Source organism: Pseudomonas sp. NPDC088890 (genome assembly GCF_044900155.1).
In the GTDB taxonomy this organism is placed as follows: domain Bacteria; phylum Pseudomonadota; class Gammaproteobacteria; order Pseudomonadales; family Pseudomonadaceae; genus Aquipseudomonas; species Aquipseudomonas urmiensis.
In genome coordinates this window covers 291,810-311,722 of sequence record NZ_JBJDNG010000004.1, presented here as the reverse complement: position 1 = coordinate 311,722, position 19,913 = coordinate 291,810, and the positions used below count along the sequence as shown (strand labels likewise).

Here is a 19,913-nt window from a genome sequence, read left to right as displayed (position 1 = left end):
AGGAGCCCAATACAGGGCTCTTCAATAAGTGGTTCGAATCTAGCGCGCACTCAGCCAGGGCGAAACTGACAAAAATACTAGGTAGTTACCTTCAAAGCGGCCGCAGCGCCCAATCGATCGGGCTCATGCCATGCTGCTGCAAAAAGCCATTGGCCCGACTGAAATGGCCACAGCCAAAGAACCCACGATAGGCCGACAGCGGCGATGGATGCACCGACTTGAGCACCAGGTGCTTGGTACCGTCGATCAGCTTTTGCTTGCTCTGGGCATGGGCGCCCCACAGCAGAAACACCACGTTGGGGCACTGCTCGCTGACCAGCTGAATGATTCGATCAGTAAACAGCTCCCAGCCTTTTTTCGCATGCGAAGCGGCATTGGCGCGCTCTACGGTCATGGTGGTGTTGAGCAACAACACGCCCTGATCGGCCCAGCTCTGCAGATAGCCATGGTTGGGAATGGGCAGGTTCAAATCACGCTGCAGCTCTTTGTAGATATTGACCAGCGAAGGTGGCGTAGCAATGCCTGGCTGCACCGAGAAGCACAAGCCATGGGCCTGGCCCGGGCCGTGGTACGGGTCCTGGCCGAGAATGACCACTTTGACCTGGTTCAGCGGCGTCGAATTCAGCGCATTGAAAATCAGCGGACCCGGCGGATAGATCTCCTTGCCAGCGGCGTACTCCTGACGCAGGAATTCGCGCAGCTGGTGCATGTAGGGCTGGTCGAATTCAGCGCGTAGCGCCTCCTTCCAGCTGGGTTCGAGCTTGATGCGGTCGTCGTCGGTCATGGGGCTATCCAAAAGCAAAGTGGCGCGACACTAGGAAAGCTGCCCTGGCTTGTCAATCGATCCGACCGACGACCGGCGCGATCTGCTCAGCAGGCCATACTTGGCGGATGACTTGTGCGAGGTAGTCCATGTCCATTACATGCCAGGTACTCACCGGCGCCGATGGCGCCCGAATCGGTATTGCCACCCTGGATGCACCCGAGGCGCTCAACGCCTTGAGCCTGCCGATGATCGAGATACTCGACGAGCAACTGCGTAGCTGGGCCAGTGACTCGGGGATCGTCTGCGTGCTGCTGCGTGGCAATGGCAGCAAGGCCTTCTGTGCCGGCGGCGACGTGCGCGCGCTGGTCGATGCGTGCCGTGAGCATCCCGGTAGCGTACCGCCGCTGGCGGCGACCTTCTTTGCCGCTGAATACCGCCTGGATTATCGCCTGCACACCTACCCTAAACCGCTATTGTGCTGGGGGCATGGGCATGTCCTCGGCGGTGGCATGGGGCTGCTGCAAGGCGCCGGGGTGCGTATCGTCACCCCCAGCAGCCGCTTGGCGATGCCGGAAATCAGCATTGGCTTGTACCCCGACGTGGGCGCCAGCTGGTTCCTAAGCCGCTTGCCCGGCAAGCTGGGGTTGTTTCTGGGGCTGACCGGGGCGCCGATCAACGCGCGTGATGCGCTCGATCTGGGCTTGGCGGATCGTTTCTTTGGTGAGCACCAACAGGAAGCATTGATCAATGAATTGCTGCAGTTGAACTGGCAGGAGCAAACCAGCCTGCAACTGAGCAGCCTGCTCAAGTGTGAACAGCACCGCGCCTGCGCCGAACTGCCGCAAGCCCAATGGCTACCGCGTCGGGCTGTCATCGACGAATTGCTCGATGTCGCCGACCCAGTTGCAGCCTGGAAAGCCGTGGCAGGCCTGCGAAAACATGCCGATCCGTTACTGGCGGCAGCTGGACAGCGCCTACATGAAGGCTGCCCGCTCACTGCGCACCTGGTCTGGGAGCAGATTCAGCGGGCCCGGCACCTGTCATTGGCGCAAGTGTTCCAGATGGAATATGCAATGAGCCTTAACTGCTGCCGGCACCCGGAGTTCAGCGAAGGCGTGCGCGCGCGACTGATCGACAAGGACAACCAACCGCGCTGGCACTGGCCGGATGTGGCACAGGTGCCCACAGCGGTGGTGGCGGCGCATTTCGCCAAAGTCTGGGAAGGGCGCCACCCCTTGGCCGATCTGTAGGGTGGTATGAGAGCCGAACGACGCCGCTACCGCTTAGCGATGCCAGTTGCGCTCACCCCGCGGCCCATCCGGGCGGCGATTGCGATCACCCCGGCCGTTGGAATGCCAGCGACCATCCTGGTAGCGGCGGTTGTCGTTGCGGTAGTCATGCCGATCACGGTCGCGACCATAGTCATAGCGCTGGCGGTTGCCGTAGTCATTGCGCGGATTGCCGTGCCACTGCCTCACCCCAGGCTGCGGATAAGGCCGGTAATGCGGCACCGGCGCAGGCCGATAGTAACGCGGTGCCGGTTGGTAATAGCGCGGTGCGGCTTGATAGTAGTAGCGCGGCTGCGGCGCAACGTAATAGCCGCGGTCATAGCGTTGATAGCCGGGGTAGGCGTAGCGATCGGCGCTGTAGTACTCGGTGCGATAGTAGCCGCCGTTTCCGTAATAAGGGGCGCAGGCGCTGGTCAGCAGCGCCAGCAGGGCGATCAGCAAGATTCGTGGGGACATGGCGGCCTCCTGGACCGCTGGAGTGCCCGGCACAGCGGCGCTGGCGAGCGTCGATCGGCATGCGTTGATCGACACTGATTAAGACAGTTGCGCCAAGGTCCAGTGCCATTTGCGCAACAAATTGAAACAAGTCGGATACCCCCAAAAAACATGCAGTCATTTTCCGGTCATCTCACTAGAATGGCGCCACTGGCACACATCACGGGAAGATCATGCCGTCACGTTCCGCCTTGTTCTCACAGCGCTCGCTGATCCTGACCCTGCTGCTGTTGCTGGCGTGTGGTTTTCTGGCCACTTCCCTGCTCGGCTATTTCGCCTCGCGTAGCGCCATTCGCGATGGCATCGTCAATACCGAGTTGCCCCTGACCTCCGACACGGTCTATTCGGAGATCCAGAAAGACCTGATCCGCCCGGTGCTGATCTCCTCGATGATGGCCCAGGACACCTTCCTGCGTGACTGGGTGCTGGCCGGCGAACAGGACGCCGAGCGCATCACCCGCTATCTGGGCGAGGTGATGGGCAATCAGGACACCTGCACCGCCTTCTTCGTCTCCGAGCGCACGCTCACCTATTACCAGGCCAAGGGCGTGCTCAAGCAGATCAAGCCCGGCACCTGGCGCGATGCCTGGTATTACCGCCTGCGCGAGCTGAACGAGCCCTATGAGATAAACGTCGACCTGGACATGGCCAACCAGGACAAGCTCACGGTGTTCATCAACTACCGGGTGCTCGACTATCAGGGCCAGTTCATTGGCGCTGCCGGGGTGGGCCTGAGCGTGGAGTCGGTCGTCAAGCTGATCGACGACTACCAGCGGCGTTACCAGCGCTCGGTGTTTTTCACCGATGCCAGCGGCAAGGTCTTGCTGACCGGCTCGGAGGGCGCTGCACATGGCCTGCGGGTTGGCCAGCAACTGACTGAAAGCCGCGAGTTCGAACAACTGCTGGCGCGCATGCCCATCCCCAGCGCTGGCAGCCATGAATACCTCGACAGCGAAGGCCACAGCCACTTCCTCAATGTGCGGCAGATCCCCGAACTTGACTGGTACCTGCTGGTAGACAAACGCGAGACCGGCGCGCTGGAGCGGGTGCGCCAGTCGCTGTACTTGAATCTGGCGATCTGCGCGATGATTACCCTCGTGGTGCTCTCACTGCTGCATGCCATGGTCAAGCGCCATCAAGACAGCATGGAAGCGCTGGCCACCCTCGACACCCTCACCGGCCTGCCTAACCGGCGCAGCTTCGATCTGCTGGCCGGGCAAGCGTTGCAAGAAGCCCAACGCGACAACACGTCCTTAGTGGCGCTGCTGATCGATCTGGATCACTTCAAGGTGCTCAACGACACCCACGGCCACCTGGCTGGCGACGAAGTGCTGCGCCAGTTCGCCAACGTCCTGCAGGGCAGCTTGCGCCAGTCGGATATACTTTGCCGCTGGGGTGGTGAGGAGTTCATCGTGCTGTTGCGTGAAGCCGATGGTCGACAAGCGTTCGATGTGGCGGAAAAAATCCGCCGGCGCACCGAGCAGCTGACTTTCAGCTACAACGACCAGCCGCTACGCCTGACCACCAGCATCGGCCTGAGCAGCCTGCAACGTGACGACACCCTGCACACGCTGCTGACCCGCGCCGACCATGCCCTCTATCGTGCCAAACAGGGCGGACGCAACCGCGTCTGTAGCGAGACAGCCTCATGACCGACAGCCAGCGTTGCCCCGCCTGCGGCGCCCTCAATCAATGCGGCCTGGCCGACCCACGCAGCGCTACCCAGGGTTGCTGGTGCTTTGCCGTGACCATCGACCCGGCGGTGCTCCAAGCCCTGCCCGCCGAACTGCGTAACCAAGCCTGCCTGTGCCCACGCTGTGCGGCGGTCGATGAGCAGCTCAAAATACCGCCCCGTGGGAGCGGGCTTGCCCCGCGATAGCGTCAGATCAGCCCCCCCAATTGAGGCTGCTGATACTATCGCGGGGAAGCAGCGAATCCGCCAGCAATTGGGTAGACTGCGCGCCTTATTCCGACCTCAGTTGCAATCATGCGTCTCGACCGTTTCCTCGCCAACCTCCCTTGCTACAACCGCCAGCAGGTGCGCTTGCTGCTGGTGCAGCGGCGCGTGCGCGTGGATGGCGAGATAGTTGTCGATCCGCTGCATGAAGTGCGTGAGTTCAGCCGCGTCGAGGTCGATGAGCAGCTGCACCAGGCTGGCCGGCCTGCGCGCTACCTGATGCTGCACAAGCCTGCGGGCTGCGTCAGTGCTACTCACGATCGGCAACATCGCACTGTGCTTGAGCTGTTGCCGGCTGAACTGCGTGAGGATTTGCACATTGCCGGGCGGCTGGACTTCAACACCACCGGGTTGCTGATCCTGACCAACGATGGCCAGTGGTCGCGGCGTTTGACGCAACCGAGCACCAAACTGCCGAAGGTGTATCAGGTGCAGACCGAGGATGAGATTGGCGAGCACTACCCCGCCAAGTTTCGCCAGGGGTTCTATTTTGCTTTCGAGGACCTGACCACCCTGCCCGCCCGGCTGCAGATCCTGGGTACGCATCAGGCCCGGCTGGAAATCGTCGAGGGGCGTTATCACCAGGTCAAGCGGATGTTCGGCCACTTTCAGAACAAGGTGATCGGGCTGCACCGGGAAAGCATGGGCAGCATTGTCCTGGACCCTGCCCTGGCGCCAGGTGAGTTCCGCGCGCTGACCCAGCAAGAGATCGCGGCGGTCTGAGACCTGCGGTCATTCCCAGCAGAGCTATCGCGGGGCAAGCCCGCTCCCACGTGAAATTCGAGCATGGGAACGTGGGAGCGAGCTTGCCCCGCGATAGGGCCTGACCTGAGTTACGCCCCATACCAGCGCACCCACAACCGCCCAGCGGTTTTTCCTACACGATTACCCGAACGGCACTTGCGGGATCGCCAACCTACTGCTTGAATCGAAATCGTCAGTCTGCATGTGACTTGCCAGTCACGGCCGCAGTCCAAGACGCCTTTTTGCCGGCCACCCAGGGTCTCGATACCCCGGGGCACGGTAAATTGCCCGCCAAAAACAATACCGTCGACACATGTGCCAAGGATCGACACAGGGCCCGGTAAAACTCTTCAAGGCATGTGCCTACCTGTCATAAACAACGTGCACCCTAGGTGACGCGAATACCCTTTTTGCGCCAGGAGTCGATGACATGAGGCCAGAAATCGCTGTACTTGATATCCAAGGTCAGTATCGGGTTTACACGGAGTTCCATCGCGCGCACGGCGCCGAGAAGACGATCATTCTGATCAACGGATCGCTGGCGACCACTGCCTCGTTTGCCCAGACGGTGCGCAGCCTGCACCCGCAATTCAACGTGGTGCTGTACGACCAGCCGTATGCCGGCAAGTCCAAGCCCCACAACCGCCAGGAGCGTCTGCTGACCAAGGAGACCGAGGCGCATATCCTCCTTGAGCTGATCGAGCACTTCCAGGCCGACCACGTGATGTCGTTCTCCTGGGGCGGTGCCTGCACCCTGCTGGCGCTGGCGCACCAGCCACGGTTGGTGAAAAAGGCCATCGTCAGCTCGTTCTCGCCAGTGATCAACGAACCAATGCGCGACTACCTGGAGCGCGGTTGCCAATACCTGGCCGCTTGCGATCGCTACCAGGTCGGCAACTTGGTCAACGACACCATTGGCAAGCACCTGCCGTCGCTGTTCAAGCGCTTCAACTACCGGCATGTCAGCAGCCTGGACAGCCATGAGTACGCGCAGATGCTGTTCCACATCAATCAGGTGTTGCAGCACGATCTGGAGCGGGCGCTCAAGGGCGCGGCGAACATCAATATCCCGGTGATGTTCATCAACGGTGATCGTGACGAATACACCACCGCCGAGGATGCCCGCCAGTTCGGCAAGCATGTGGACCAGAGCCACTTCAGCGTGATCAATGGTGCCGGGCACTTCCTCGATATGGAGCACAAGACCGCCAGCGAAGCGCTGCGTAACGTCATGCTGGGCTTCCTCAAGCCGACCACGCGTGAGCCCCGTCAACGCAACCACTATGTACAGGGGCACCATGCACTGGCCATCTGAGCGCATCGGCGTCCTGTAGCCCTTTGACTACCCGCAGGCTACGGGCCGCCGACTGTTCTTTTTCAAGCCTGGGCTTTTCATCGCTGGAGGGTTCTGGTACAAAGTCGAGCTGCGAAGCGCAAGCCGCTTAGTAAAGGCGTCAAGCGGGTATAGTTTAATGGTAGAACAGTAGCTTCCCAAGCTTCCGACGAGGGTTCGATTCCCTCTACCCGCTCCACTTCTTGCTGCACCGATTCAAGTAGTTCCGCATGACGTTGCCATAACGTCATCGCCTGTCAAAAGGAAGCCGAGGCTTCCTTTTTTCGTTTCTGCCTTTTGCTTGATCTGGCCCATGGCCTGCACCTGCCCAATCCGCTTGAATGCCCTGCGCGAAAATCCACTTGCACGGAGCGCGCCGTGAGCGCATATGCTCACCTGCACTGTGAAACATTTCGAAAGGACTGCGCATGTTTCTCTCACGCTGGCTACCGGGCCTGGCCAACCTGCTGCACTACCGCCGCGAGTGGTTCCACGCTGACCTGCAGGCGGGCCTGTCGGTGGCAGCGATTCAGATCCCGATCGCCATCGCCTACGCCCAGATCGTCGGCCTACCGCCGCAGTACGGGCTGTACGCCTGCGTACTGCCGATGATGGTCTATGCCTTGATCGGCAGTTCGCGGCAGTTGATGGTGGGGCCAGATGCGGCGACCTGCGCGATGATCGCCGGAGCCGTGGCGCCGTTGGCGATGGGTGATCCGCAGCGCATCGCCGAGCTGTCGGTGATCGTCACCGTGCTGGTGGGGGTGATGCTGATTGCCGCCGGTGTGGCGCGAGCTGGATTCATTGCCAGCTTCTTCTCGCGACCGATCCTGATTGGCTACCTCAACGGCATCGGCCTGAGCCTGATCGCCGGGCAATTGAGCAAGGTGGTGGGCTTCAAGATCGAGGGCGACGGGTTCATCCTCAGCCTGATCAACTTTGTTCAACGCCTGGGCGAGATCCACTGGCTGACCCTGCTGATCGGCGTTGCCGGGCTCGGCTTGCTGATCTGGCTGCCACGGCGTTATCCGCGCCTGCCAGCGGCGTTGGTCACCGTGGTGCTGTTCACCTTGCTGGTCGGACTATTCGGGCTCGACCATTTTGGCGTCGCCATCCTCGGCCCAGTACCAGGCGGCATGCCCGAGCTGGCTTGGCCGCAAAGCAATCTGGCCGAGACCAAGAGCCTGCTGCGCGATGCCCTGGGTATCGCCACGGTCAGTTTTTGCAGCGCCATGCTCACCGCCCGCAGCTTCGCCGCCCGGCATGGCTATGCGATCAACGCCAACCACGAGTTCGTCGCTTTGGGGGTGAGTAACCTGGCTGCCGGGCTGTCGCAAGGTTTCGCCATCAGTGGCGCCGACTCACGTACCGCGGTCAACGACATGGTCGGCGGCAGGAGCCAACTGGTGGGCATCATTGCCGCGCTGGTGATTGCCTTGATCCTGCTGTTCTTCACCGCCCCGATGGCCTGGATTCCCCAGGCTGCGCTCGGAGCTGTGCTGCTGATGGCTGGCTGGGGGCTGATCGATGTGCAGTCGTTGGGCAAAATCTATCGCCTGAGCCGCTTCGAGTTCTGGCTGTGCCTGCTGACCACCGTCGGCGTGCTTGGCCTGGGCGTATTACCGGGGATCGTGTTCGCCGTGACCTTGGCCATCCTGCGTCTGCTCTACAGCATCTACCAACCTACCGATGCGGTGCTCGGCTGGGCGCCAGGCATCGAAGGCCAGGTCGATGTACGCCATCACCCCGACGCGCGCACGGTGCCAGGTTTGGTGGTGTACCGCTTCGATGATGCGATCCTGTTCTTCAATGCCGACTATTTCAAAATGCGCTTGCTCGACGCCGTGCAAGGCGAGGACAAGCCCCAGGCAGTGCTGTTCGATGCCGAGGCGGTGACCAGCATCGACGTCAGCGGCATAGCCGCCCTGCGCGAGGTGCGCGACACCCTCGCAGCACAAGGGATTCACTTCGCCATCGCCCGCGCCCGCGGCACCTTCCTGCGCATGCTGGTGCGCTCGGGGATGGCGCGAGAGATGGAAGACAAGCTGCTGTTCGGCTCGGTGCGGGCGGGGATACGGGCTTATCGGGTTTGGCGCAATCGGGCGCGTAAGGAGACGACGAACGATTAAGGCTTTGCGTGAGGCCACTAAGGGCTTGCTCTTCGATCAGTACCCGAGCCTGCGCAATACCTGTCCCTCCTCCAGCGCATCCGCCCGTCCATAAAAGCGCATCAGCGCCCCGGTCCGATTGGTGAAAATCCCATCCACCCCGGCCTTCATCGCCTTGTCGAAGTCCACCGGCTCATCAAGGGTATACACGTGCACCAGCAGCCCCTGTTGATGGCTGAGCTGGTTCATCCACGGCTCAATCAAATCGGCATAGCTCTGCTCGCCCAACTGACTGCGCCGCGCCGATGGCCCTGTGCCGATCGCGCCGCCCGCCTTGGCAAACTCAAGCCAACGCTCGAACTCAGCCCGATCACGAGGCTGCTGGCGGGCGTAGAACGCCGCCTTGTCGCGCTCACCCGATTCGGCAAACGACTGCCCCGAGGCCGGCTCGATACTGCCCTTGCCCACCCACAGCAACAGCACCTTGGGCACCTGTGGCATGGCCTCATGCAGCAGTCGCAGGCTGTTGCGATCAAAGGTCTGCAGTACCACCCGCCCGGGCTTGTCCAGCCAGCCCCGCGCCTTGAGCCGCTCGGCCAGATCACGCTCGATGCCAGGAAACTGCCCCGGCATCTTGGTCTCGATATACAACCCAGGCCGCTGCTGTGGGCTATCTTCTGCGATGTCGATCACCTCATCCAGGGTCAGGATCGGTAGCTGCTTGAACGAAGCCCGGGCGCGATCCGGATACGCCTGGTTGAACCAACTGCCAGCGTCCAGCGATTTAAGCTCCGCCAGGGTAAAAGCGCTGACCGGGCTGTCACGGCGCGTGGGGAAGCGCTCGGCGACATCGCTGGTACGCGACAGCACATCGTCGTGCACCACCACCAACACACCATCGCGGGTGCGTTGCAGGTCCAGCTCCAGATAGTCGGCGCCCAGTTCGCGGGCCAGTAGGTAAGCCGGCCGGGTGGACTCGGGCGCATCGAAAGACGCACCGCGATGGGCGATCACTGCCGGATGTGCAATGCCCTGGGCAGCCGCCAAGCTGCGCCCATCGCTGGCTTGCGCCGCGCCCGCCAACAGTGTTGCAAGGCCCAGTGCCCGTACGATCTGCGTGTGCATCTTGGCTCTCCTGCGTATCGATCCATGGCCAGACAGCCTCGCACAGCTTGCATGACATGCTAAAGTCCCCGCGATTTCCGCCTCTACCCCTGGACCCTCGCATGCCTGCACTAGACGCCCACCTGATCGCCTGGCCAACGCTCAATGCCAGCCATCCCTGCGATGCCTTGCTGCTGGGCAATGGTGCCAGTCGTGCGCTGTGGAAACCGTTCGGCTATTTCTCGCTGTTCGAACAGGCCCAGCGCGTGCGGCACAAGGCCTTGGGTGTCAGTGACCAGGCGTTGTTCAAGGCGTTGGGCACAGAGTTGTTCGAGCCGGTGCTGAGTACCTTGAACACCACGGTCCGGGCCAACGCTGCACTGGCGATCAATTCCACCGCGCCGCTGAACCGCTACTACTCGCTCAAAGAGGCGCTGATCCATGCCGTGCGCGCGGTGCATATGCCCTGGCCACTGATGCCAAGCGCTACCCTCGACTCGATCGTCCAGGCCCTGCGCGGCTATCGCCGTGTCTATACCAGCAACTACGACCTGCTCTTGCCCTGGGCGATGCGCCATGCACCGCAGGGGTTTGCCTCGCTGTTCGATGACGAAGGCTTTTTCGATGTGCGCAACACGCGCAGCGAAGGCACGCGGGTGATGCACCTGCATGGCGGGCTGCACTTGCTCAAGCTGCCCGATGGCAGCACCCGCCAGCGCAGCGCCAATAATGCCGAATTGCTCGATGGCTTTGCCGTGAACATTCCCGGTGAAGTGCCGTTGTTCATCAACGAGGACCGCAGTGAACACAAACTGCGGGCTATTCGTAATTCCGATTACCTGTCCTGGTGCCTGGGCCAACTCGCCGGTGAAAGCCAGGGGGTGTGCCTGTTCGGACAGCATCTGGATGGCAGCGATCAACATTTGCTCGACGCCATTCGCCAGGCGCGACCGGCACACCTGGCGATTGCCATCAGGCCGCTGAGCGAGGCTTCGGTTATCAACCAAAAACAGCATTTCATCCAGCGGTTTGCCGACATTGCAGGTAGTTCTCTGCATTTTTTCGATTCCAGCACCCACCCCTTAGGCGGCGCCGAACTGGCCATCGAAGTCCCGGCTGATTTTTCCCGGCGGCGCTGAACGAGTAATCAGTATAACTTGGCAAATGTAAATAATTATCGATAAGATCCGCACCCTTTCTCCAGGCCAGCCCGGAAAGCGTGCATGCAGCGCCTCAAACCCGACCCCGCCGCCCAGGAATCCTGCCGGGGTTTCTATGCCGACATCCTGCACTTCCTGCGCAAGCGCATGGACAATGCCAGCGATGCGGCAGACATGACCCAGGACGTGTTCACCCAATGGCTGGGGTATCGCGACCGGGCCAAGGTCGAGCAGCCGCGGGCCTTCCTGTTCCAGATGGCGCGCAACCTGCTTAGCGACCATTGGCGCCGGCAGAAGGTGCGCCACAGCGCGCTGGGCGAAGAGCAGGCCGAAGTGCTGCACAGCGAGCCGGCCAACGACCCGCTCGACCACGCCCAGCGCCAGCAACGCCTGGAACATCTGCGCCAGGTGCTCGCGCAACTCTCGCCGCGGCGCCGCGAAGCCCTTATGCTGCATCGCTTCGAAGGACTGACCCAGGCGCAGATCGCACAACGCATGAATATTTCCGTAAGCATGGTCGAAAAGCACATCGCCGCCGCCCTGCTGCAGTGCAAGCAACGCCTGGACAGCGATAACGGCAGGGAGCACGCAGAATGACACCTCATGACGATCTCCACGCCCACTCGATCGACGCCCAGGCCGCCAGCTGGTTCAGCCGCAACCGCAATGCCCCCTCGCGTGAGGCACGCAAGGCCTTTGCCCAGTGGTTGCAAGACCCGCAGAACGCTCGCGCCTATCGCCAGTTCGAGCAACTATGGGATGACCTCGAAGCGCTCAAGCAAGCCAATCGCCCGGTGCCGCTGGAAGTACGCCGGGCGCCGCGCTGGCGCCCGGCTTTGGCCGCCGCCGCTGCACTGCTGTGTGCGCTGCTGGCCGGCAATCTCGGCGCTGGCAGCAGCGCCTACCAACAGCGTCTGAGCGCCCAGCACGACCTGCGCAGCCTGCGCCTGCCCGACGGCAGCCAGCTGGTGGTCAACGCCCAGACCCGGCTGCGCCTGGACTTCAGCGCCGAGCGCCGGCTGATCCACCTCGATCAAGGCCAGCTGTACATCGACGTGGCACCGGACAAGGAGCGGCCACTGTTCATCGACGCGGGCAGAGGACAAGTACGGGTGGTGGGCACAGGCTTGGATGTGCGCCGCGGTGAAAAGGAGCTGGTGGTCACTGTCGCCCACGGCCAGGTAGCCTTCGACACGCCGGGCGAAACTAATCCGGCACTGTTGCTTGGCGCAGGTCAACGGGCCACCTACGACACCACGCGAGGCACCGTCACCCAACAGGCATTGAACGACCAGCCGGTAGCCGACTGGCGCGACGGTCATGTGAGCTTTCGCAACCGCGAACTGGCCAGCCTGATTGACGAACTCCGCCTGTACCGCGAGCAACCGGTGCTGCTCGCCGATCCGTCGCTTGGGCAATACAAAGTCTCAGGTAATCTCGACGTACACGACCCGGACGCCCTGCTCAACGCCCTGCCCGCTCTGCTGCCGGTGAAAACCACCTTGCTGGCCGACGGACGCCTGCGCATCGACCGCCGCTGATTTTTTAAGAATTTTTATCATTCGCAGGTGAGGACTTTTCTCAACGCCACGTCTTCCTCCCCGCCTGTCGCGCAATTGGCAGGCTTTTTCCGGCCTTTTGCCGTTTGGGGGAATTCATGTTGTCCGCGTTGCGTCCGTTGCGATCCTTGCCTTTTCGTCCATCCCTGCTGGCGCTGTGCCTGGCTGTGAGCCTGGCCGCCGAGGCCGCGCCTGTACAGCTCGACCTGCCGGCCCAGGCGCTGGCCCGCTCGCTCAGCCAACTGGCGCAGCAGGCCAAGGTGCAGCTGCTGTTCGATGAGGCGGTGCTGCGCGATGCCCAGGCCCCCGCGCTCAACGGCGCCTTCGAGGCGCACGAGGCCATCTCCCTCCTGCTGGCCGGCAGCCGCTTCAGCGTACTGCGCATGGGTGAAACCTACGTGGTGCGCCTGCGCGAGGACGAACCCAACGCCGACAACAGCATCCAGCTCGGCGCCCTGAGCATCGTCGGCGATGGCCAGCAGGTCACGCCCGACAACGTCGGCCGCTCGACCCTGGACCAGGAGCAGATCGACCGCTACCAGCCCAGCAACATCCCCAGCGTCTTGGCCACCCTGCCTGGGGTGAACATGGGCGGTTCGGCCAAACCTGGCGGGCAGACCATCAACATCTGGGGCATGGGCGACGCCGAAGATGTGCCGATGACCGTCGACGGCGCTACCAAGAGCGGTTTCGAGCGCTACCAGCAGGGCACCATCTTCATCGAGCCAGAACTGATCAAGTTCATCGAGGTGGAAAAAGGCCCGCACTCGGTCAAGACTGGCAACGGCGGCTTTGGTGGCAGCGTCAACATGCAGACCAAGGACGCCAGCGACCTGCTGCAAGAGGGCCGCAACAGCGGCGCGATGGTCAAGTACGGCTACGCCAGCAACGACCACCAGCAGATCTACAGCTCGGCGCTGTTCGGCCGCAGCGACGATGGCCGCATCGACGGTTTGGTCTACCTGACCAAGCGCGACGGCGGCGACATGAAGATGGCCGACCGCCTGCCCGATCCGGAAAACCGCTACCCAATCAACCCCAAGCGCCTGCCCAACAGCGCCTTGGACCTGGAAGGCGCTTTGCTCAAGAGCAACATCCACTTTACCGACGAGCACAGCCTGGGTCTGTCCTGGTCGCGCTCGCAGACCGAGCGCTGGACGGCCTTCTCGTCCACCGCCTACCCGACGCCGCCGACCCAGGCCAACATCGATCGCTATGGCTACGAGAACGCGATCAAACGCTTCCTTGCCCTGCGCAACACGGTCGACACCACCTGGTCGGCCACCTATAACTACCAGCCGATCGAAAACCCTTGGGTCGATTTGCAGATCAAATATTCCGAGTCAGACACCGACCAGACTGACCAACGCAACGCCACGGCGTTCTTCCAGGCCGCCACGGGCGGGCGCAAGATGGACACCAAGTACAAGGACCGCATGCTCGATGTGAAGAACACCAGCCTGTTCACCACCGGCCCGCTCGAACATGCGCTGACCGCAGGGCTGCAAGTGCGCCAGCATGAGCGGGATACGCAGATGTGGATGCCGGGCAAGATGTACGATGTGCCCAAGTACAACTACGGCCATTTCCAGCCGTACTTCATGCCGCGTGGCAAGGTCGAGAGCCAGGGCTACTACCTGCAGGATGCGATCACCATTGGTGACCTGACCATCACCCCATCGCTGCGTTACGACCACGTGACCAACGAGGGCGAGCCAAACCAGGCGCCCTACTACAACAACCCTGTAGCCGGTCACGACTACAGCGCCAAGACCTACAGCGGCTGGTCGCCGCGCCTGGCACTGTTCTACAAGCTCAACGACCAGCACGCGCTGTTCGCCAACTACAGCAAGACCTGGCGTGCCCCGGTGCTGGACGAGCAGTACGAAGTGCAAGGCGTGGGCAGCCGCACGGCCACCAGCCGTAACCTCGACCCCGAGCGCATTACCGGCATTCGCCTGGGCAGCATCAGCAATTTCTCGAACGTGCTCGTGCAGGGCGACAGCGCACAGATTCGCACTACGCTGTTCCGCAACCATGTCAAAGACGAGATTTTCAAAGCCACGGGTATTGGTTGCCAGCAGCAAATGGTCACCGGCGGCACCATCGCCCAGACCTGCGGCGGCGGGTTGATGAGCAACTACCGCAACATTGGCGACACGGTGTATCAGGGCTATGAGGTGGAGACCTTCTACGACGCCACCTACTTGTTCGGTGCCCTGTCGTACGCCTGGATGGAAGGCCGCCACGAAGGCGCCTACACCAACCCATGGGGGCCGAATGTGTGGGCCAAGGACGTGCCAGCGCCCAAGTGGATCGCTACCCTGGGCGTGAAGATCCCGGCCTGGGATGCCCGCGTCGGCTGGACTGCCGAGTTCGTCAGCAAGACTCACCATCTGCCCAGCGACAAGTACTTCGAAGGCCCGGCCAGCGCATTGGGCGACCGCTACTACGACAACTTCGGCAACGAGCGCTATCAGATCCACGGCCTGTTCGCCAACTGGAAACCGCAGCAGCCTTACCTGAAAGGTACTGAGGTCAACCTGACGGTGGACAACCTGTTCAATGTGTCGGTGCGGCCGGAATTGTCTGGGGAAAATGCCTACACCATCGGGCGTAATGCCAAGGTCAGTGTGACCCGGTTCTTCTGAAATATCTGATACTTCGCGGCGCCCTTTTCGCGGGCAAGCCCGCTCCCACAGGGATAGCGCTGCTTTCGAAGGTATCGCGGTACCTGTGGAAGCGGGATAGCGCTGCTTTCGAAGGTATCGCGGTACCTGTGGAAGCGGGATAGCGCTGCTTTCGAAGGTATCGCGTTACCTGTGGGAGCGGGATAGCGCTGCTTTCGAAGGTATCGCGTTACCTGTGGGAGCGGGCTTGCCCGCGAAAAGGCCAACGCGCAGTCAGATAGCGATCAAGCCATCCGCCCGTAACAACATCTCCAGACAATGCTCACTGACGCCATAGAACGCCTTGAGCTCGGCAATCTTCTGCAAAAGGGCAGTCGCATCCACCGGCTGCTTGCGCTTGACCGCAAGAATCATCTTGTTCTTGTTGGTGTGCTCCAGCGAGATGAACTCGAACACCTTGGTTTCGTAGCCACAGGCCTCAAGGTACAGGGCGCGCAGGCTGTCGGTGAGCATTTCGGCCTGTTGCCCCAGGTGCAGGCCGTACTGCAACATTGGCTGCAACAAGCCTGGGCTCTGCAACTGCGGGCGTACCTGTTTGTGACAGCACGGCGAGCACATGATGATCGCCGCGTTGCAACGAATACCGGTGTGGATGGCGTAGTCGGTGGCGATGTCACACGCGTGCAGGGCGATCATCACTTCGATGGCCTCAGGCACCACGCTGCGCACATCGCCGCACTCGAATACCAGGCCTGGATGCTCAAGACGGGCGGCGGCGGTGTTGCACAAGTCGACCATGTCTTGGCGCAATTCGACGCCAGTGACCTGCGCCTCCCGGCCCAGGGAGTTGCGCAGGTAATCATGCATGGCGAAGGTCAGGTAGCCCTTGCCCGAACCGAAGTCGGCGACCCGCAATGGCTGCGCCGCCGCCAGCGGGGCACTGGCCAGGGCATGATCGAAGACTTCGATGAACTTGTTGATCTGCTTCCACTTGCGCGACATCGACGGGATCAGTGCGCCCTGGCCATCGGTCACACCCAGATCGCGCAGGAACGGCCTGGAAAGTTCCAGGTAGCGTTTCTTCTCGCGGTCATGCCCAGCCGCAGGCGCGGCTTCGCGCGGAGCCTGCGCCACATGGCGCTGAAGCATCGGCTTGCCTTTTTTGCTGAAGCCCAGTTGCACTTCGCCTTCAGTAGTGAACAGGTGGGCATTGCGAAAGCTGTCCGGCAACAGCTCGGCGACCAGCGCTTGTGCCTGCTCGACTGGCACGTTGCGGGTGATGTCGCGGGTTTGATGGCGATAGACCAGCGACAGGCTGGGCTGGCCCTTGACCAACAGCGGCTTGGCGATGATCCGTTGCAGGCTCTGGTCGGCGCCAACGTGACGAGCGAGCACTAGCTTGCTCAGGCTGCCTTGCTCCAGGGCATCGGCCAGCAGGCGCAGAAATTGGCTACGCGCATCCGGCGCGGTGGGAGCGGAAGGGTTGGCGGACATGGGAACGGGGTGCCTCGAATTGCCGGGAGCGCTGCGCGCAATGGCGGGCATTCTACGTCGCTGGCAGCCTTGCGCGAAGGTTTTCTCGATGGGCGTGGCTCAGTCGAGGATCACCAGGCGGTTGGGCAATTCGTTGCGTCTATGGGTGGCCGGCAGCTGGCGGCTGAGCAGCTCACCGCAAGCATCGATGCATTCGACGAAGCCCTGCAAGGTCCGACCCTGGCGCACCTGCTCGGTGAAACGGGCGACCAGCACGGCCCGGGCCTGGGCATCGAGGTGCTGTTCGATGCCTTTGTCAGCCAGGATCGCCACATAATGCTCGGCCTCGCTGACGAAGATCAGTACACCAGTAGCGCCAGCGGTGCGTTGCAGGTTCAACTCGCGAAACTGCTGGCGCGCCAGGCCCGAGGCACGCCGATGACGCAGCAGACGCGGGGTTACCAGGCTGGCCAGGCGGGCATTGCGCAGCAGCAGACACAGGCCTATGAACAGCACCACCTGGGCCACCAGCAACGCGCGCAAGCTCGGCCAATTGATCAGTAGATGCAGCACCGCAGGAATCGCCAGCGCCAGCAGCGCCGCCCAGAACAGCGGCAGGTAGGCATAGTCGTCGGCGCGGCGCGCCAGCACCGTCACCAGTTCGGCGTCGGTGCGTCGCTCGGCGCGGGCAATGGCCTCGGCAATCTGGCGTTGCTCGTATTGGTCGAAAACGGTCATGCCATCGGTCTCTAACGTTCTTATAGTTGTTGTCCCGGCACGGGGCTGGCGCGAGTGTATCTCAACAACTGCGTGACATCAGGCATAATCCTCCGCTGCCGCTGCATCCTGCTGTAGGAATGATCGGATAGATCGCCCTATTACCCAAGAACAACAGCCGCCCGACAACTTTAGGCCGCGCGCGTATCCCTGTGGATACGGCCCAGGCCACGACAATGGAATTGATGATGAAACTGTCTTCGCTGGGCCTGGCCATGGCCCTTGCCAGTCAGGCGGCCCTGGCCGCTAACACCGCCCCGCCCCTGCAAGACAAGCAGGCGTTCATCGACCACCTGATCGGGCAGATGACCGTCGATGAGAAGATCGGCCAGCTGCGCCTGATCAGCATCGGCCCAGAGATGCCAAAGGAAAAGATCCGCGAGGAAATCGCCGCCGGACGCATTGGCGGCACCTTCAACTCGCGCACCGCGCCGGAGAACCGCCCGATGCAGGACGCCGCCATGCGCAGCCGGTTGAAGATCCCGATGTTCTTCGCCTACGACACTATCCATGGCGAACGTACGATCTTCCCGATTAGCCTGGGCCTGGCCGCGACCTGGGACATGGACGCGATTGCCAAGGTCGGCCGCACCTCAGCCATCGAGGCCTCCGCCGATGCCCTGGACATGACCTTCGCACCCATGGTCGACATCGCCCGCGACCCGCGCTGGGGCCGCACCAGTGAAGGCTTCGGCGAAGACACCTACCTGACTTCGCGCATCGGCCAGGAGATGGTCAAGGGCTTCCAGGGATCGAGTGCGAAGAATCCCGACAGCATCATGGCCATCGTCAAGCACTTCGCCCTATACGGCGCAGTGGAAGGCGGGCGCGACTACAACACGGTCGATATGAGCCTGCCGAAAATGTACAACGACTACCTGCCGCCCTACCGCGCCGCGCTCGATGCGGGTGCCGGCGGCGTGATGGTCGCGCTCAACTCGATCAACGGCGTGCCAGCCACCTCCAACACCTGGCTGATGAACGACCTGCTGCGCAAGGAGTGGGGTTTCAAGGGCGTGACCATCAGCGACCATGGCGCGATCCAGGAGCTGATCCGTCACGGCGTGGCCAAGGATGGGCGCGAAGCGGCCAAGCTGGCGATCAAGGCCGGCATCGACATGAGCATGAACGACACCCTGTATGGTGAAGAACTGCCCGGCCTGCTCAAGTCTGGTGAAGTGACCCAGGCCGAACTCGACCAGGCGGTGCGAGAGGTTCTGGGTGCCAAGTACGAAATGGGCCTGTTCGACAACCCGTACGTGCGCATCGGCAAGGCCGAGACCGACCTGAAGGACTATTACGCCAATGACCGACTGCACCGCGACGCCGCCCGCGATGTCGCCCGGCGCAGCCTGGTGTTGCTGGAAAACCGTAACCAGACCTTGCCGCTAAAGAAAACCGGCACCATCGCCCTGGTCGGGCCCCTGGCCGATGCACCGATCGACATGATGGGCAGCTGGGCCGCCGATGGCCGCCCCGAGCATTCCGTCACTGTGCGCGAAGGGCTGCGCCGCGCAGTCGGTGACAAGGCCAAGTTGATCTACGCCAAGGGCTCGAATGTCACGGGCGACAAGGCCATGTTCGACTACCTGAACTTCCTCAACTTCGACGCCCCGGAAATCGTCGACGACCTGCGCCCTGCCGCCGTGCTGATCGACGAGGCGGTCAAGGCCGCCAAGCAAGCCGATGTGGTTGTCGCCGTGGTGGGTGAGTCGCGCGGCATGTCTCACGAGTCGTCAAGCCGCACCACCCTGGAAATTCCCGCGGTGCAACGCGAGCTGATCAAGGCACTGAAGGCCACCGGCAAGCCGCTGGTGCTGGTGCTGATGAACGGCCGCCCGCTGTCGATTGCCTGGGAACGTGACCAGGCCGATGCCCTGCTCGAAACCTGGTTCAGCGGCACCGAAGGCGGCAACGCCATCGCCGATGTGCTGTTTGGCGACTACAACCCGTCCGGCAAGCTGGCCATCACTTTCCCGCGTTCGGTCGGGCAGATCCCGATGTACTACAACCACCTGCGAATCGGCCGTCCGTTCACCCCTGGAAAGCCTGGCAACTACACCTCGCAGTATTTCGAGGAGCCTAATGGCCCGTTGTACCCGTTCGGTTATGGCCTGAGCTACAGCAGCTTCGAGCTGTCGGGGTTGAAGCTTGCCAGCGATCAGCTCAAGCGCGGCGACACCTTGCACGCCACGGTGACCGTGAAGAACACCGGCAAGCGTGATGGCGAAACCGTGGTGCAGTTGTATCTGCAAGACGTCAGCGCTTCGATGAGCCGTCCGGTCAAGGAACTGAAGAACTTCCAGAAACTGATGCTCAAGGCCGGCGAGTCGCGAACCTTGACCTTCAGCATCAGTGAAGAAGACCTGAAGTTCTACAATGGCCAACTGCAGCGAGTGGCTGAGCCGGGCCAGTTCAATGTGCAGGTCGGGCTCGATTCCGAAGCGGTGCAGCAGCAGAGTTTCGAGTTGCTGTAAGGCCTCTGCCGGAGCAAGGCGCCTGCGACGGGGTGCCTTCA

16 protein-coding genes and 1 tRNA gene are annotated in these 19,913 nt (G+C 62.1%); 12 read left to right on the top strand and 5 right to left on the bottom strand.

All coding sequences use genetic code 11. The features are described 5' to 3' along the window. Positions 1-91 precede the first annotated feature (91 nt). The gene (ung, locus tag ACI2JX_RS11685; RefSeq protein ID WP_186553984.1) at positions 92-784 is read right to left on the bottom strand and encodes a uracil-DNA glycosylase; all 693 of its coding nucleotides are present in this window, start codon (positions 782-784) and stop codon (positions 92-94) included. Positions 785-912: 128 nt separating this feature from the next. On the opposite strand from ung, the gene ACI2JX_RS11680 reads away from it, so the two are divergent. After that, entirely contained in the window at positions 913-2,016 is a 1,104-nt protein-coding gene (locus ACI2JX_RS11680) for an enoyl-CoA hydratase/isomerase family protein (protein ID WP_368973466.1), read from the top strand. A gap of 33 nt (positions 2,017-2,049) precedes the next feature. Here the strand turns inward: ACI2JX_RS11680 and ACI2JX_RS11675 are convergent, their stop codons facing one another. Continuing rightward, positions 2,050-2,511 carry a hypothetical protein gene (locus tag ACI2JX_RS11675; protein WP_392464593.1) on the bottom strand — a complete coding sequence of 154 codons (462 nt, stop codon included), beginning with the start codon at positions 2,509-2,511 and terminating at the stop codon, positions 2,050-2,052. Between the two features lie 212 nt (positions 2,512-2,723). Between ACI2JX_RS11675 and ACI2JX_RS11670 the strand changes: the two genes are divergently transcribed. The 6 genes from ACI2JX_RS11670 (at position 2,724) to ACI2JX_RS11645 (ending at position 8,713) form a co-directional block, all read left to right on the top strand. Continuing rightward, complete coding sequence (locus ACI2JX_RS11670) at positions 2,724-4,202, top strand: diguanylate cyclase (RefSeq protein WP_368973464.1); 1,479 nt, start codon at positions 2,724-2,726, stop codon at positions 4,200-4,202. After that, entirely contained in the window at positions 4,199-4,429 is a 231-nt protein-coding gene (locus tag ACI2JX_RS11665) for a cysteine-rich CWC family protein (protein ID WP_264236266.1), read from the top strand. Before ACI2JX_RS11670 ends, ACI2JX_RS11665 begins: the two co-directional genes overlap by 4 nt. 108 nt (positions 4,430-4,537) lie before the next feature. Further along, a complete protein-coding gene (locus tag ACI2JX_RS11660; RefSeq protein WP_368973463.1) occupies positions 4,538-5,230 on the top strand; it encodes a pseudouridine synthase in 693 nt (230 codons plus the stop codon). Positions 5,231-5,681: 451 nt separating this feature from the next. Then, complete coding sequence (locus tag ACI2JX_RS11655; protein WP_404690115.1) at positions 5,682-6,566, top strand: alpha/beta fold hydrolase; 885 nt, start codon at positions 5,682-5,684, stop codon at positions 6,564-6,566. A gap of 143 nt (positions 6,567-6,709) precedes the next feature. Next, positions 6,710-6,783: transfer RNA gene (locus tag ACI2JX_RS11650), tRNA-Gly, on the top strand. Positions 6,784-7,012: 229 nt separating this feature from the next. Then, entirely contained in the window at positions 7,013-8,713 is a 1,701-nt protein-coding gene (locus tag ACI2JX_RS11645) for a SulP family inorganic anion transporter (protein ID WP_264236263.1), read from the top strand. Positions 8,714-8,749: 36 nt separating this feature from the next. Here the strand turns inward: ACI2JX_RS11645 and ACI2JX_RS11640 are convergent, their stop codons facing one another. Then, on the bottom strand, positions 8,750-9,817 hold the full coding sequence (locus ACI2JX_RS11640; RefSeq protein ID WP_264236262.1) for a glycerophosphodiester phosphodiesterase family protein: 1,068 nt from the start codon (positions 9,815-9,817) through the stop codon (positions 8,750-8,752). A 101-nt stretch (positions 9,818-9,918) separates the two neighbouring features. Between ACI2JX_RS11640 and ACI2JX_RS11635 the strand changes: the two genes are divergently transcribed. The 4 genes from ACI2JX_RS11635 (at position 9,919) to ACI2JX_RS11620 (ending at position 15,166) form a co-directional block, all read left to right on the top strand. Next, positions 9,919-10,935 carry a DUF4917 family protein gene (locus ACI2JX_RS11635; protein WP_404690114.1) on the top strand — a complete coding sequence of 339 codons (1,017 nt, stop codon included), beginning with the start codon at positions 9,919-9,921 and terminating at the stop codon, positions 10,933-10,935. Between the two features lie 84 nt (positions 10,936-11,019). Continuing rightward, positions 11,020-11,553, top strand: coding sequence for an RNA polymerase sigma factor (locus ACI2JX_RS11630; protein ID WP_186553974.1), 534 nt, complete (start codon positions 11,020-11,022; stop codon positions 11,551-11,553). Further along, a complete protein-coding gene (locus ACI2JX_RS11625; RefSeq protein ID WP_404690113.1) occupies positions 11,550-12,497 on the top strand; it encodes a FecR family protein in 948 nt (315 codons plus the stop codon). Before ACI2JX_RS11630 ends, ACI2JX_RS11625 begins: the two co-directional genes overlap by 4 nt. A 116-nt stretch (positions 12,498-12,613) precedes the next feature. Further along, positions 12,614-15,166 (top strand): TonB-dependent hemoglobin/transferrin/lactoferrin family receptor, encoded by a 2,553-nt coding sequence (locus ACI2JX_RS11620; RefSeq protein ID WP_404690112.1) that lies wholly within the window; start codon positions 12,614-12,616, stop codon positions 15,164-15,166. A 252-nt stretch (positions 15,167-15,418) separates the two neighbouring features. On the opposite strand, the gene ACI2JX_RS11615 is transcribed toward ACI2JX_RS11620, so the two are convergent. After that, positions 15,419-16,639 carry a class I SAM-dependent methyltransferase gene (locus ACI2JX_RS11615; RefSeq protein WP_404690111.1) on the bottom strand — a complete coding sequence of 407 codons (1,221 nt, stop codon included), beginning with the start codon at positions 16,637-16,639 and terminating at the stop codon, positions 15,419-15,421. 99 nt (positions 16,640-16,738) lie between these two features. Further along, a complete protein-coding gene (locus ACI2JX_RS11610; protein WP_264236258.1) occupies positions 16,739-17,356 on the bottom strand; it encodes a TPM domain-containing protein in 618 nt (205 codons plus the stop codon). A 224-nt stretch (positions 17,357-17,580) separates the two neighbouring features. Between ACI2JX_RS11610 and bglX the strand changes: the two genes are divergently transcribed. After that, the gene (bglX, locus tag ACI2JX_RS11605; protein ID WP_404690110.1) at positions 17,581-19,872 is read left to right on the top strand and encodes a beta-glucosidase BglX; all 2,292 of its coding nucleotides are present in this window, start codon (positions 17,581-17,583) and stop codon (positions 19,870-19,872) included. Positions 19,873-19,913: the final 41 nt, after the last annotated feature.